General features: G+C 63.7%; 10 protein-coding genes. 4 read left to right on the top strand and 6 right to left on the bottom strand.

The window, feature by feature from the left end; genetic code table 11:
• Positions 1 to 166: 166 nt before the first annotated feature.
• From DNK06_RS07595 to DNK06_RS07585, 3 genes are read right to left on the bottom strand one after another with little or no spacing between them, the layout of a single operon-like run.
• On the bottom strand, positions 167 to 1,501 hold the full coding sequence (locus tag DNK06_RS07595) for a TolC family protein (RefSeq protein ID WP_131179423.1): 1,335 nt from the start codon (positions 1,499 to 1,501) through the stop codon (positions 167 to 169).
• Positions 1,498 to 4,581, bottom strand: a complete 3,084-nt coding sequence (locus DNK06_RS07590) for an efflux RND transporter permease subunit (RefSeq protein WP_131179422.1) — start codon at positions 4,579 to 4,581, stop codon at positions 1,498 to 1,500. Before DNK06_RS07590 ends, DNK06_RS07595 begins: the two co-directional genes overlap by 4 nt.
• Entirely contained in the window at positions 4,581 to 5,717 is a 1,137-nt protein-coding gene (locus DNK06_RS07585; protein WP_131179421.1) for an efflux RND transporter periplasmic adaptor subunit, read from the bottom strand. The genes DNK06_RS07590 and DNK06_RS07585 overlap by 1 nt, the downstream gene beginning before the upstream one ends.
• Positions 5,718 to 5,955: 238 nt before the next feature.
• Between DNK06_RS07585 and DNK06_RS07580 the strand changes: the two genes are divergently transcribed.
• The 3 genes from DNK06_RS07580 (at position 5,956) to DNK06_RS07570 (ending at position 9,802) form a co-directional block, all read left to right on the top strand.
• The gene (locus tag DNK06_RS07580) at positions 5,956 to 8,679 is read left to right on the top strand and encodes a DEAD/DEAH box helicase (RefSeq protein ID WP_131179420.1); all 2,724 of its coding nucleotides are present in this window, start codon (positions 5,956 to 5,958) and stop codon (positions 8,677 to 8,679) included.
• Positions 8,680 to 8,925: 246 nt separating this feature from the next.
• Positions 8,926 to 9,357, top strand: coding sequence for a hypothetical protein (locus DNK06_RS07575; RefSeq protein WP_131179419.1), 432 nt, complete (start codon positions 8,926 to 8,928; stop codon positions 9,355 to 9,357).
• A 1-nt stretch (position 9,358) separates the two neighbouring features.
• Positions 9,359 to 9,802, top strand: coding sequence for a hypothetical protein (locus DNK06_RS07570; protein ID WP_131179418.1), 444 nt, complete (start codon positions 9,359 to 9,361; stop codon positions 9,800 to 9,802).
• 100 nt (positions 9,803 to 9,902) lie between these two features.
• On the opposite strand, the gene DNK06_RS07565 is transcribed toward DNK06_RS07570, so the two are convergent.
• From DNK06_RS07565 to hexR, 3 genes are all read right to left on the bottom strand, one after another.
• On the bottom strand, positions 9,903 to 12,086 hold the full coding sequence (locus tag DNK06_RS07565; RefSeq protein ID WP_131179417.1) for a patatin-like phospholipase family protein: 2,184 nt from the start codon (positions 12,084 to 12,086) through the stop codon (positions 9,903 to 9,905).
• 70 nt (positions 12,087 to 12,156) lie between these two features.
• Positions 12,157 to 12,354 (bottom strand): PA3496 family putative envelope integrity protein, encoded by a 198-nt coding sequence (locus tag DNK06_RS07560; RefSeq protein ID WP_131179416.1) that lies wholly within the window; start codon positions 12,352 to 12,354, stop codon positions 12,157 to 12,159.
• Between the two features lie 298 nt (positions 12,355 to 12,652).
• The gene (hexR, locus tag DNK06_RS07555) at positions 12,653 to 13,525 is read right to left on the bottom strand and encodes a transcriptional regulator HexR (protein ID WP_131179472.1); all 873 of its coding nucleotides are present in this window, start codon (positions 13,523 to 13,525) and stop codon (positions 12,653 to 12,655) included.
• A gap of 175 nt (positions 13,526 to 13,700) precedes the next feature.
• Between hexR and zwf the strand changes: the two genes are divergently transcribed.
• On the top strand, positions 13,701 to 15,125 hold the full coding sequence (gene zwf / locus DNK06_RS07550) for a glucose-6-phosphate dehydrogenase (protein WP_242674733.1): 1,425 nt from the start codon (positions 13,701 to 13,703) through the stop codon (positions 15,123 to 15,125).
• The last annotated feature ends 272 nt before the right edge of the window (positions 15,126 to 15,397 follow it).

Here is a 15,397-nt window from a genome sequence, read left to right as displayed (position 1 = left end):
TAATCCGACATTTGGCCGGCGCATCCGATACAACATTTCGAACGACCGCTAACGCCTTGTCCCGGTGATCACGATCGGAATGGAAAAAGCCTGGCTCGCGCAATCATGAGCCCGCTCCAAGAGCGGGAACGCCGGCTTGCGGGCCGACCGAGTTCCCCCTGAAACCTCAATCCGCCACGCGTGGCGCCAGCCCCAGGGTGCGGTAGATCTCGACCCAGCGCAGTGCCACGTCGGTGGCGGCGCGTTGCTGTTCGAGCTGGGTGTCGAATTCGGTGCGCTGGGCATCCAGCACTTCGATCAGTGATACGGTGCCTGCATCGTATTGGCGCTGCGCCAGTGTGGTGGCATTGGTCGCAGAACGGCTAGCGCCATCGAGCAGGCGCTGGCGCTCCAGGCCCTGGGCATACAGGGCAATGGCGCTGCGGGTTTCGCGCAGGGCCTGGATCAGGGCCGTCTGATAGGCCAGCCAGGCTTGCTCGCGACGCGCATCGCCGGCCTCGATGACACTGCGGATGCGGCCGAAGTCGAACAGCGGTTGCAGCGCCTGGGCACTGAGCGTCCAGGCCGGCACCCCAACACCCTGCTCGAAACCCACCAGTGCGCCCAGCGTCAGCTGTGGATAACGCAATGCCCTGGCGGCATCCAGTTCATGACCGGCAGCGAGCAGGCGCAGCTCGGCGGCACGCACATCGGCACGGGCGCGCAAGCTGCTGGCGGGTAGCTCCAGCAAAGGCAGCAACTGCTCGTCGCGCGGTACGCTGAACAGCGCCTCAGGGTCGAGAATCGCGTCGATACTTGCCTGTTCGCCGTTGAGCAGATAGGCCAGCTCGTAGCGTGCGGCAGCGGCACGTTCGCGGGCCTGAGGCACGGCGGCGCGGGTGATGGCGAGCTGGGTATCGAGGCGCTCGACGTCGAAGCCGCTGGCAGTGCCCTGGTCGAAACGAACCCGGGTGATCCGGGCAATCTGCGCCTGGCTGTCGGCAGCCTGCCGGGCGATCACTTCTTCGCGCTGAGCCAGGCGGTACTGCAGGTAAGTACCAGCGACCTCGCCGATCAGGCTGACGCGCAGCGCCTGATAATCCGCGGCAGATGCCCGCAGGCTGGCCTCCGCGGCCCCTTCGATGGCGCTCAGGCGACCGAACAGGTCGAGCTCCCAGGCCAGGTCGAGACCGTAGAAATAGTCCTCGTCGTGGCCGTCGCTGGCGCTACGCCCTTTCTCGTGGCGGCCAGTGGCATATACGCTGGGAAGCCGGTCGCCCCATGCCTGGCGGCGCAACGCGCGTTGTTCACGAATGCGCTGGGTCGCCGCGGCCAGGTCAAGGTTGTCGCGCAGAGCCAGTTCGACCAGCTGGTTCAGCGCCGGATCTTCCAGGCTCTGCCACCAGGCCAGCGGCAGCCCGGCCAGCGCTTCCGGCGGCAGCTCGGGCTCGGGCGGCGGCGTGCGCCCGGCACAGGCCGACAACAGCAGCGCCAGGGCGAGCAGCAGGTACGGCCTTCTCATGGCGCCTCCTGCACGGTGGCAGGCGAGTGCCGATGACGCTTGGCCAGGTAGCGATCCAGGGTCAGGTACACCACCGGGGTGGTGAGCAGGGTCAGCAACTGGCTGAACAGCAGGCCACCGACCACCGCTACCCCGAGGGGCTCGCGCAGTTCGGCACCGGTGCCGAAGGCGAGCATCAGCGGCACGGCACCGAACATGGCGGCCAGCGTGGTCATCAGGATCGGCCGGAAGCGGGTCATGCAGGCCTGGTGGATCGCCTCGCGCGGAGTCATGCCCTGACGCTGGGCCTGCAGGGCGAAGTCGACCAGCAGGATGCCGTTCTTCTTGACGATACCGATCAGCAGGATCAGCCCGATCAGCGCCATGATGGAAAAATCCAGGCCCCACAGCCAGAGCAGCAGCAGCGCACCAATACCCGCCGAGGGAATGGTCGAGAGAATGGTCAGCGGATGCACGAAACTTTCGTAGAGCACGCCAAGGATGATGTACACCGCCACCAGTGCGGCGAGGATCAACAACGGCTGCGAGGCCAGGGTCTGCTGGAAGGCCTGGGCCGCGCCACTGAAACGGCCGCTGATGCTGGTGGGCATGCCGATGTCCTGCTCTATCTGGCGCAGCACCGCCACTGCATCACCGAGGGCCACGCCGGCAGCCAGGTTGAACGACAGATTGGCCGACGGCAGCATGCCGCTGTGATTGATGCTGACCGGCGCCGGCTGCTGCGCCTGAACGCTGACGAAGGTGCTCAGGGGTACCAGTTGTCCACTACTTGGCGAGCGTAGCTGGAACAGCTCCAGGCTCTGTATCCGCTGACGCTGGCTGCTGCTCAATTCGAGCACCACCTGGTACTGGTTGGCAGCGGTCTGAATCTCGTTGATGCGGCGCTGGCCGAAAGCGTCGTAGAGGGCATCGTCGACATCACTGGCGGAAAACCCGTGCCGTGCCGCGGCCTCGCGATCGATACGCACCGGGGTCAGCGAAGCATCGAACTGCAAGTCGTTGTTGACGTCGCGGAACAGCGGGTGCGATTGCAGGCGCTCGGTCAATTGCGGCGTCCAGGTGGCCAGCTCCTCCAGCGAGCGGCTGCGCAGCACGTACTGGTACTGGGCACGGGAGGCGCGCGAGCCGAGGTTGATGTCCTGGGCCGCACGCAGGGTCACACGCAGGTCGGGAATGGCGGCGAACTGCGGGCGCAGGCGGTCGATGATCTGCTCCACCGTGACGTCGCGGTCGCCCGGATCGCGGAGCACCACGGCCAGGCCACCGACGCTGTAGCTGCCATCGTTGCCGATGTCGGTGTTGAAGGCGATGACGTCCGGGTCATTGCGCAGGATATCCACCAGCTGGCGATTCTTGGCGCGCATGGCCTCATAGGAAATGTCCGCCGAAGCCTGCACCGTACCGTTCATGAAGCCGGTGTCCTGCAGCGGGAAGAAGCCCTTGGGCATCAGCGCGAAGCCGCCCACGCTGATGACGATGCAGGCGAAGAACGCGCTCAGCGTGGCGCGTGGGTGATCCAGTGCCCATACCAGCGCTCGCTCGTAGCCGCGCAGCACCCTGCCCATCACCGGGCCGGGCCCCGCGTGAGCCGGCAGCGGGCGCATGAACAGCGCGGCCAGGGCTGGCGCCAGGGTCAGGCAGACCACCACGGAAATCAGGATGGCCGAAGTCGCGGCCAGGGCGAATTCGCGAAACAGTCGGCCGACGTAACCACTCATGAAGAACAGCGGAATGAACACTGCCACCAGCGACAGGCTGATGGAGACCACGGTGAAGCCGATTTCACGGACGCCGTCGAGTGCCGCCTGCACCCGCCCCACCCCGCGCTCCAGGTGGCGGTGGATGTTTTCCACGACGACGATGGCATCGTCGACGATGAAACCCACCGCAACGATGATCGCCACCAGGGTGAGGTTGTTCAGCGACAGGCCGAACAGCAGCATGGCCGCGCAGGCGCCGATCACCGAGGTGGCCAGCACCGAGAACACCACCAGGATCGCCGACCACTGGCGCAGGAACAGCGCCATGATGCCGATCACCAGCACCACGGCGATCAGCAGGGTCAGCTCCGCTTCGTGCAACGAGGCACGGATGGTACGGGTGCGGTCATTGAGCACCGAGACCTCGAGATCCGCAGGCAAGCCTGCGGTGAGTTCGGGCAACGCCGCGATCACGGCCTCGGCCGTGGCCACGATGTTGGCACCTGGCTGGCGACGAACCACCACCGCGACTCCCGGCTGGCCGTTGGGCGTGGCCTGGGTATAGGCATTCTCCGCACCGGGCACGACACGCGCCACATCGCCCAGACGCACCGGTGCACCGCCGCGATAGGCGACGATCAGGTCAGCGTAATCGCCGGGCTCGAACAGCTGGCCATTGCTGTCCAGGGTCGACAGACGATGCTCACCGACCAGGGCGCCGGTGGGCCGGTTGCCGCTGGAGCGCTGCACCGCCGCGCGCACATCCTCCAGAGTGACGCCGGCCGCCACCAGCGCTTCCGGCCGCGCCTGGATGCGGATCGCCGGGCGCTGCAAGCCGTTGAGACGAATCATGCCGACGCCTTCGATCTGACTGAGCTGGCGGGCGATGGCGGACTCGGCGAGGTCGCTGACCTCGAAGGGCGAGAGTGTCGGCGACGTCACTGCCAGGATCAGGATAGGCGTGTCCGCCGGGTTGATCTTGCGCCACACCGGCAACTCCGGCAGATCCGCCGGCAGACGCGACGATGCCGCATTGATCGCCGCCTGGACTTCCTGGGCGGCGGCATCGATGTTCTTGTCCAGGTTGAATTGCAGCACCAGCTCGACGCGGCCCAGGGAACTGGTCGAAGTCATGTCGTCGACGCCGGGGATGGCGCTGAGCTGCACTTCCAGTGGCGTGGCCACCGACGAGGCCATGGTCTCGGCGCTGGCACCGGGCATCTGCGCGGTAATCTCGATGGTCGGCGCGTCCACCTCCGGCAGCGGCGCCAGCGGCAGGCGGACGAAAGCGATCACCCCACACAGCACCAGCGCCAGGGCCAGCAGCACGATGCCAATGGGATGGCCGATGCACAGTGCGTAGAAACCACGCGACTGCATCAGCTATCGTCCCTGGCCACGGCGGGCTGGGCGTCGGCGCGCCTGACCTCGACCCCGGCACGCAACCGCGACTGGCCATCGGTGACCACCTGATCGCCTACCTCGAGCCCTTCGATCACGGCCAGTACATCGGTTTCGTGCAGCACCTTGACCGACACCGGCTGCGCCTTGTCCTGCTCGACACGCCAGACGAAAGTGCCTTCGGCGCGTTGCCGAATTGCCTCCAGGGGCACCGACAAGGCATCGCGCAGGACATTCGCCTGCAGAGTGACCACTACCGATTGATCCGGCCACAGACGCTCGTCGCCATTGTCGAACAGCGCCTTGGCGCGGATGGTGCCGGTGTCCAGGGCGACACGGTTGTCGATCAGCACCAGCTTGCCGTCGGCGATCACTTCGCCGCCGTCTTCACGAAACGCGCGCACCACGGCCTGCTCGGGCGCCGCGAGCATCGTCTGCAGCTCGGGCAAACGACGTTGCGGCAGAGTCGCCTCGATATCGATGGGGTTGGTCTGTACCACGGAAAACAAACTGCTGGCATCGCTCGCTCGTACCAGGCTGCCGGCATCCACATTGCGAATGCCCAGGCGCCCATCGATAGGCGAGTGGATGCTGGTGTAGGACAGTTGTACCTGAGCCGAAACCACCGCCGCCTCCCGGGTCGCCAGCGTTGCCTGCAGACGCGCCACCAGGGCCTTCTGCTGATCGAGGGTCTGCGCCGGTGCCGCACGTTCGCGCACCAGGTTCTGGTAGCGCTGCAGATCCAGTCGGGCGATATCCAGTTCGGCACGGGTGACGCCGCGTTCCGCGATGGCCTGGTTCAAACTGGCGCGCAGGCTGCGGTCGTCGATGCGTGCCAGCAGTTGCCCCTTGCGCACCTGCTGGCCCTCGGCCACGGGCAGTTCGACCAGGGTACCGTCGACCTGGGCACGGATCTCGATGCTACGCTGGGCGCGTACCCGCCCAAGTGTACGCAGCAGTATCGGCACGTCGCTGCGGGCGACTTCATGCACCACCACGGGTACCGCGCCAGGCGTGTTATCGATGACGAGCGCAGGCGTACGCAGCAGCCAGTAGGCCAGGGCGCCGAATAACAGAATCGAGATGACCAGCAGCGATGTTCGGGACAGGGGCATGCCGTTTCTTCAAGTCAGTGAGCGGGCCATACGTTGCCGGCAGTCATGAAAGACCGCCTGAAAACGCACCAGGGGTCGAGTGTTGTAACGGATTTTGCCGCTACTTTCTCTAATTACTTTGCCAAATTTACATGACTAGCGTTACGAATCTGTTCCACGCCCGGCGTCGCTCGGTGGCACCTGCCGCTGCCAGCGCGTAGAGTCGCGGGCTGGAATCCTGGTATGACACGGGCAGACGATGCAAGAACGGGACACGGAAGACGCACGGATCGGGCAGCTACTCGCCTTCTACCGCAGCGCCTACCTGGCCGACAGCCGCGATCTGAATCTCGACAACCTCGGCAAACTGCCAAGCGAGCGCTGGGCCTGGCTCGACGGGCGCGAAGAGCTGGCCAGCGGCGCCCTGCCACTGCTGGCTCTGGCACCGAGCATCGGCGCCGAACTGGAGCGCCAGCAGCGCCTTTACCAACGCGAACTGCAACTGGTCTATGGCGTACTGCCGGTGTGCGGTCGCCTGGTCGCCGACGATGGCCCCTCCACTCCATTCTGTGCGCCCCTGGTTTACTACGAGGCGAGCCTGAGCAACGGCAGCGAAGGTGATGCTCACCTGCTGTCCATCGACACCGGCCAGCCGCAGGCCAACTGGCGACTGTTGCGACAATTGCTACGCGAGGATGGTGGCACCGCGCTGGATGAGCTGCCCCTGGCGAATACACCCATCGACGCCGTGGCCCTGGGCGATCTGATCGCCTGGATCGGACGCCATACCCGGGTCGCCGAGGTGCTGCCGGCCGCCGGCTTTCCGGCCCTGGAAAGTGCCGAGGCGCTGGACAAGGCACTGCGCCGACGCAGCCTGTCGCTGCGCGCCGCCGCCATGGTCGCCCTGGTACCACGTGGTAGTGGCAGCCGCGGCATCACCCATGAATTGCAGCAGTTGCAGGACGCCGGTCAATGGTCGCCGCCGCTGCGCCAGTTGCTCGGCGCGTCGGCCGCCGTCGCACCCCAGGGTGGCAGCACGCCCCACGCCCTGCCCGCGCAACTCAGTGCCGCGCAGTGCCGGGCCCTGGCCAACGCCGCCCGCTACCCGCTGAGCCAGATATCCGGCCCGCCGGGCACGGGCAAGAGCTACACCCTGGCGGCGCTGGCACTGGATCGTTACCTGCATGGCGAAAGCGTTCTGCTGGTCAGCCGCAGCGAACAAGCGGTGCGGGTCATCGCGCAGAAACTCAGCGACGATTTCGGTCTGCGCGACGCGGTGCTGGAAGGCTCCGGTCGCAGCCTGCAACAGAACCTGCGCGAGCGCCTGGGCAACCTGCTGCAGGGTGAGCTGGAGAGCGTCGAGGCAGACGCCGAAGAGCGGCAGAAGACCGCCCTGCGCGGCCTGATGCAGGAGGAACGACGCCTGGCCGCGGCCCTGGGCGTGCGCAGTGAGCAGGCACTGCGCTGGAGTCGGCTGATCCTGCGCGCCGAGCGCGGCACCCTGGGTTTCTGGCGCCGCCATCTGTTGCTGCCCTGGGTACGCCGGCGCATCCGTGGCAGCGCGAAACCCTGGGCGCTGCTCGACGAACTGCGCGAGTGCCAGCAACGCCGCGAACGCCTCAGCCGCGATTACCTCAACACGCGCCGCGGCAGTCGGCTGCAACAGTTGCTGAGCAAGGATCGGCAACTGTTCGTGCAGTACAACCAGGCCATCCGTGCACGCCAGTCACAACGACAGCTGGCCTTGTTCGAGGACATCGACCCGGCACGTCTGCTCGCCGCCTTCCCCATCTGGGTGGTGACGCTGGATGAGCTGCATCGCCTGCTGCCGCTGCGTGCCGGGCTGTTCGACGTGATGGTGATGGACGAAGCCACCCAGTGCGATATCGCCTCGGCACTACCGGCCTTCCAGCGCTGCCGCCGCGCGGTGATCACCGGCGACGCGAAGCAGTTGCGCCACCTGTCGTTCCTTTCGCGCAACCGTGAGGAGCAGTTGCTACAGCGCAGTGGCCTGGATAGGCGCCAACGCGAACAATGGAGCTACCGCGACAACAGCGTGCTCGATCTGGTCGGCCTGCACCTGCCCAGCCAGGCCGCGCTGACCTTTCTCGACGAACACTTTCGCAGCCGCCCGGCGCTGATCCGCTTCAGTAACGAACAGTTCTACGAGCGTCGTCTGCGAGTGATGAAGGAACGCCCGGATCAGGTTCGCTGTGACAGCCTGCAGCTGGAGCGACTGCAGGGCGAACGGGGTGCCAGCGGCGTCAACCAGGCCGAAGTGCAGCGCGTGCTGAAACTGATCGACGAGCACCTGAGCCGCTATGCCGACAGCCCGGTAAAACCCGCCATCGGCGTGCTGTCACCGTTTCGCGACCAGGTCGAAGCGATCCGCCAGCGCGTGGCCCGGCTCGACCTGCAGAAGCTGCGCGAATTCCGTTTGCTGGTGGATACGCCCTACGGTTTTCAGGGCGAGGAGCGCGACCTGATGATCATCAGCTTCGCCCTCGATGCCCGCGCCTCCCAGGCCGCCGTGTACCTGAACCGCCAGGACATGTTCAACGTCGCCATCACCCGTGCCCGCGAACGCCAGGTGCTGCTGTTCAGCGGCGACGAACATCAGCTCCCCGCCGGGCACCTGCTGCGCCGCTACCTGGAAAGCATCGACCGCGACGCCCCGGCGCACCCACCCGCCGTCGAGCAGGACGCCTTCGAGCGCTCACTGTGCAGCGCCCTGCAGGCCGAAGGCGTGAACACCTGGACGCGTTATCCACTGGCCGGCCTGCTGCTGGACGTGTTCTGCCAGCGGGGCGACAAATGCCTGGCCATCGACCTGATCGGCTTCCCCGGTGAGGGCGAAGGCTTTCTCGAACTGGAGCGCTACCGCGTGCTGGCCCGCGCCGGCCTGGAAACCGTGCCACTGAGCTATGGCCTGTGGGTACAGGAACCGGAGCTGGCCCTGCAGGCGTTGCTGCAGCGGCTCTGATCGAGTCCGTAGCCAACGATGCCTGCGGTTCTTATCGTACCCATGATCGATAGCGCTGGTTGCGTGCTTCACTCCAGCAACAGCCTTCTGTTCGAACCGTCCATATCTCCTACAACTGTATGTGCTCTTACACATACAGAAGCTGAGCTGGCTCCCGTATGGGCAAACATCGACAGGTTCTCTTTCCGTATAAAACCCGGGTGTTAGAGTCGCGCCAGTGACGGATCCTACTGAAACGAGTTGATGATGGATTTCAATCGTGCACAAGCCAAGATCACGGTGGCGAAGCTCATCGAACTGGCTTATTCGACGGACAAGGGATTGACGACCCGGATAATGGCCAAGAAAGGCAGCGCAACCCTGGTCGTCGATCAAGAGGGTAATGCAATACTTTCAGGCTCGGCCGGAGTGTTGAGGTTCAGCGGATCTCCCGTGCTGGCGAGTATCGGCATTCATATGAAGCGGATCTCGGTGAGTTTCGTAAACAGGGATGGCGGGAAGATTGGATACAATGCAGCGTTCAATCTTGAAGTGATCAGCGTCACTGTCATGGATGAATTCGATCTGGAGGCGCTTATCACTGCCTGTTCCGGGTTGCTTTGTCAAGCAGCCAGGGTGATGAAGGGCCGTCACAAGGCTTATGAACGGGAACTCGAACGGATCATGATGGGGCGGTGAGATGAAGACAGCGATTCTGTTCTGCCTGGTTTTCCTGGCGGCTTGCGCTTCATCCTCGGGGGCGGGGCGCACACTGTTCGAACTCTATGAGGATTACGTACAGGCAACCAATGCCGGGAATGTAGCCTTGCTGGCCCCCCGTTACTTCAGTCCCCGACTGATAGAGGGCAAGAATCTGGATTCGCCCGGGATCAAGAGCCAGCTCCTGTTCAAGGAGCGGATGGTCACGATCCGCAACCACTTGGAACGCAAGGCGCCATCAGGCGGTTGTCTAACGATCAACGGTCATGACGAGGAGCGCATGCCGATCGCCTTCGACATCGCTTATAGCCGAAGCGACAATAATTATCTGATCAGCCAGGTGGCCGTTTCCTATCTCAACGACGAGGCGGACTTCAGCGATACCGCCAGGTGTCCTGACGCAGCAGACGACGCAGCGCGTTGAGCGCGCTGGCACCCGGGGTCAATCGCTCAAGACCCTGGCGCGCGCCACAGCGCCACGCGGCGGTGGTGGCGTCAGTGCAACCTGTCGAACGACACTCCTTTCAGAAGCTGCGCCCCAGGTTCAGGTACAGGGCCTTTTCATCCTCGTCGTTGAAGCCATAGCTGAAGTTCAGCGGGCCCAGGGGCGTTTCATAACCGAGGAAGATGCTCGCCGCATTGACGTAACCGCTGTCGAAGGCGTTGTCGTTGTTCCAGACCCGTCCGCGTTCCAGGGAGGCGCCAAGGTACAAGGGGAAATCCAGGGGCAGGAACGACCGCGGCGTCATCCGTCGGTAGTAGACCAGACGGCCAAGGCTGACATTCTGCCCGGCCAGGGCATCCTGGCGGAAACCGGACAGCTGCCGCGCGCCGCCGAGCAGGAAACTCGAGGTGACCACTTCGGCATCGTCCAGGGTGCGCCCGTAACGACCACCGAGCACCCAGGTGTTGGGGCCATTACTGAAGGCCTTGTCCAGCGTCAGCTCCCATTGCCGGTAACGGTCGTCGGCGCCCAGGCTGGCGTCGTACTGGCGCAGGTGCAGGCCGATCTCTTCACCCTCGTTGGGAAAGTCGACGTTGTCCAGGGTGTCGAAGGAGTACTTCAGTTCATAGAAGCCCTCGGTGAAGCTGAAACTCGGCAGGTCGCGCTCGCCGATACGTACTTCGGCATCGCCCCAGGCCTGGCCGATGCCAAAGCGAAGTTCGCCGTTGTTGGCGATCTGCCGGCCGAGGTTGAAGCCGTAGCCATAGCGACGCAGGCGGTATTCGGCGATCGGATCGTTGTCCAGCACCGCCTCGACGTTCTGTGCCTCGCCATACAGGTTGGGTGCGACGAACCAGCGCGAGCCGACGTCCAGTGGCTGGTAGAACTCGCTGTAGAGTTCCTGGCGGTCACCCAGTTGCAGGCGCGTCAGCCACTCGGCACCGAGGCGGTTGATGCCATTCTTGCGATAGCTGGCACCGAGGTTGAAGACGCTGTCGCCGTTGAAGTCATCGGACAGGTTCAGACCCAGACGCAGGTAGTCGGTGCCGGTACGTTTTTCCCGTGCATCGATGACCAGGGTGTTCTCGTCTTCGCTGCTGACCACCCGATACTCGACGCGCTCGAAGTAGTCGAGGCCGTAGAGCGTGCCCATGTCCCGCTGCAGGCGGGTCATGTCCAGCGGCTCGCCGAGGGGCTGGCGGATGTAGTTGCGAATCACCTCGTCGCCGACCTTGGAGTCGTTCTCGACACGGATCGCGCTGATCACCGGTTCGCGCTGCTTGGCACTACGGGCCAGACTCAGGGCCGGGTTACCGCCACTGCTGCGACGCAGCTCTGCCAGGCGCGGTTGCAGCGCCTGGGCGGCACGATAACCGGCGTCGATCATGGCTTCGCCGCGGCCGAAATCGGTGACACCGAACTGCGCCATGGGTGGCTGCACCAGTATGTCGACGTCAGTCAGGGTGGCCAGTTGTTCCTCGGAGTTGCGCCGAGTCATCATGGTGATCGACTGGTTCAGCACATCGACCACGGTCAGCAGTTCCTTGCGCGGTTTCAGCGGGGTACCGATGTCGACCACGATCACCCGGTCGACGCCCATGCTGCGTGCCACGTCCACCGGGATGTTGTCGACCATGCCACCATCGACCAGCAAGCGGCCATCCAGCTCGACCGGCGCGAACACCGCCGGGATCGACATGCTGGCGCGGATCACCTGGGGCAGGTGGCCGCTGCTGAAGATCACCTTCTCGTCGTTGGCGATATCGGTAGCCACGGCGCGAAAGGGAATCGGCAGGCGGTCGAAATCACGGATATCGCTGCTGCGCACCAGCAACCGCTCCAGCAGCAGTGCCAGGTTCTGGCCCTGGATTACGCCCAGGGGCAAACCCAGGCTGCCATCGTCACGAAAGCTCAGGCGCTGCTTGATGAGAAAGTCGCGGTCGTCCTGCTTGCGCCGGAACGGCACATCGGGGCGCGGCGGAGCATCTGAAAGCACCTGCTGCCAGTCCATGGTCAGGGCCACTTCTTCGAGCTCGGCGATGCTGTAGCCGGAGGCATAAAGGCTGCCGATCACGGCGCCCATGCTGGTGCCGGCGATGGCATCGACCTGCACGCCCTGCTCTTCCAGAGCCTTGAGTACGCCGATATGAGCCAGGCCACGCGCCGCGCCACCGGATAACACCAGGCCGACCTTGGGCGGCACCGACTGGGCGACAGCGAGCAGCGGACAAAGCAGAAGCAGCAGAACGAGCAGACGACGCATGGCACATCCCTGGCGGTGGCAAGCTGGACAAGGCCATCATTATACGAGCCCGCCACCAGGATATGCCCGGTCAGTGCATCATCGGCCGCAACGACTCTCTGCCCACCTCGCTGGCGAAGGGATCGTAGTAACTGGCAATTTCACTCTGCAGCCGACGATTCTCACCGTACAGCTCGATAGCCCGCCGGTACCGCATGCGCTGCTCATCGAGCAACTTGCGCCGGGCTTTGACCACACTGTTTTCCGATGCATCCACGTGGCGAGCCATGTGAGGTCTCCAGGTTGAATAACGGGAAACCAGATTCGGATAACGGCATGACAGTTTGAGGGCGCCAGGATGAAGCTGGCGTGAATGCTTCGGAGCATGCTCACGATTTCGCGAAGCAGAGAGCTGGCCGATGAGACGCTACAAGGCGCAAACGGCCTGTCGCAGGGTGGACGACGCTTGCCTACGCGGCCCGATCCGTCCACCGCTCTGCAATCGCAATGGTGGATGAAAAGAGCGTCATCCACCCTACGAGATGAGCGTCTGCTTGCGCCGCTTTTCGGTCGTAGACCAGGGCTTCTCAGAGTGCCTCGTCGCTCACCCTGACCGACTTCGGCGAAAGCCGCAGGCTGCGCAAGCTGCGCTTCACGCTCTTGAGGTGGTTGACCAGGCTTGGCCCGCGCGCCATGGCCACGCCCATGGCCAGCACGTCGATCACCACCAGGTGAGCGATGCGCGAGGCCAGCGGGGTGTAGATCTCGGTATCTTCCTGTACGTCGATGGCGATGTTGACCGTGGACAGCTCTGCCAATGATGTCTGTCCTGGACACAGGGTAATCAGTGAAGCACCGGTCTCACGCACCAGATTGGCGGTGATCAGCAGATCCTTGGAACGGCCGGACTGGGAAATGCACACCGCCACGTCCGTCGACTTGAGGGTCACGGCGGACATCGCCTGCATGTGCGGATCGGAATAGGCAGCGGCGTTGAGCAACAGGCGGAAGAACTTGTGCTGGGCGTCGGCAGCCACCGCACCGGAAGCACCGAAGCCGTAGAATTCGATACGCTGCGCCTGGGCGCAAAGCGCGATAGCGCGCTGCAGGGCATCGGGATCGAGCTTCTCGCGCACCTCGATCAGGGTATGCAGTGTCGTGTCGAAGATCTTCATACTGAAGTCGGCGACCGAATCGTCCTCATGGATGGCGAACTGGCCGAAGCTGGCCCCCGCCGCCAGGCTCTGTGCCAGCCTGAGCTTGAGATCCTGAAAACCGCTGCAACCGATGGCTCGGCAGAAACGTACGATGGTCGGCTCGCTGATACCCACCGAATGTGCCAGCTCGGCCATGGAGCTGTGCATCACCGCAGCAGGATCGAGTAGCACATGATCGGCCACTTTCAGTTCCGATTTGCGCAGAAGGTGGCGTGACTGGGCAATGTGCTGCAACAGGTTCACAGGCATGGACTCGACAGGAAAAAGTAACGGATGCACCGGGTAACCTAGTTTGAAGCCGTTACTCGGCTATGATCGGTTACGCCGGGTTGTAGTGTTTTTGTAGTTATACTACAAGAATGTCGCCCTCGCACGGACAAACCGAGTCGGAGTATCCAAGTTGAGTAATTCCTGTGACATGCTGATTTTTGGTGGTACGGGCGATCTGGCCTTGCACAAGCTGCTGCCGGCGCTCTACTACCTGCACCGTGAAGCACGCCTGCACCGCGATACCCGCATTCTTGCCCTGGCCCGCAGCAACCATAGCCGCGAGGCCTACCAGGGCCTTGCCGAACGCCGCTGCCGAGCCCAGGTGGCCCGGGCCGATTTCGATGAGGAAACCTGGCGCAGCTTCGCCGAGCGCCTCGACTATTTCTCCATGGATGCCTCGCAAAGCGCCGATTTCGGTCGTTTGGCCAAGCGGCTGGGCAACGATCCGGATCGGGTACGCGTGTATTACCTGGCCACCGCACCGAGCCTGTTCGAAGACATTGCCTCGCACCTGCAGGTCGCCAGCCTGGCCAGCGCCAATGCGCGCATCGTGCTGGAAAAACCCATCGGTCACTCCCTGGAATCGGCTCAGGCGATCAATGCCCGAATTGGCGCGGTATTCGATGAATCCCGGGTGTTCCGTATCGACCATTACCTGGGCAAGGAAACCGTGCAGAACCTGATGGCGCTGCGCTTCGCCAATGCCCTGTTCGAGCCGGTGTGGCGGGCCGGACATATCGATCACGTGCAGATCAGCGTGTGCGAAACCCTCGGCGTGGAAAACCGCGGCGCCTACTACGATCAGGCCGGTGCCATGCGCGACATGATCCAGAACCACCTGCTGCAGTTGCTCTGCCTGGTGGCCATGGAAGCACCGGTGCGCTTCGACGCCGAGTCGGTGCGCAATGAAAAGGTGAAGATTCTCGAAGCGCTCAAACCCATCTGCGGCCAGGATGTACGTGACAAGACCGTACGCGGTCAGTACACCGCCGGAAAGATCGGCGGCCAGGAAGTGTCCGCCTACTATTTCGAGAAGAACGTCGACAACGATAGCGACACCGAAACCTTCGTCGCCGTACAGGCCGAAATCGATAACTGGCGCTGGGCCGGCGTGCCCTTCTACCTGCGTACCGGCAAGCGCCTGGCACGCAAAACCTCGGAAATTCTCATTCAATTCAAACCGGTACCTCACCACCTGTTCGGTGGCGGAGAGGCCAACCACCTGCTGATTCGCCTGCAGCCTGAGGAGCGTATCAGCCTGCAGCTAATGGCCAAGAATCCGGGCAAGGGCATGCGCCTGCAACCCGTAGAGCTGGATCTGAATCTGGCTGACGCCTTCCACAAGCAGCGACGCTGGGATGCCTATGAGCGGCTGCTACTGGATGTCATCGAGGGTGATTCGACACTGTTCATGCGCCGTGATGAGGTCGAGGCAGCGTGGCAGTGGACGGATCCGATCATCAAGGGCTGGAACCAGCATTATCAGCGGCCACGACCCTACCCAGCCGGCAGCAACGGCCCGGAACAGCTGCAGAGCCTGCTGGAGCGCCACGGCCGGGAATGGGTCGAGTGATAGGCCTCGAATTCCCAAGGGTGGATGACGCTCTTTTGGTCGTAGGATGGGTGAAACCCATCGGAAATTGATGGGTTTCACCCATCCTACGGACTGTAGGTTGGATCGGGGCGCGTAGCCTAGCCGCAGGCGTAATCCGACATTTGGCCGGCACATCCAATACAGTTTTGAGCGTCCGCTTGCGCCTTTTTTCGGTCATACATGAAACGCTCCGCGGCAGATCGTGAGAGCCAAAGAGCTGACCGATAAAACGCGGCAAGGCGCAAGCAGCC

It is taken from the genome of Phytopseudomonas daroniae (assembly GCF_004327285.1).
In the GTDB taxonomy this organism is placed as follows: Bacteria; Pseudomonadota; Gammaproteobacteria; order Pseudomonadales; family Pseudomonadaceae; genus Aquipseudomonas; species Aquipseudomonas daroniae.
The sequence above is the reverse complement of the archived record's forward strand: the minus strand, read 5'-3'. Positions and strand labels throughout refer to the sequence as shown.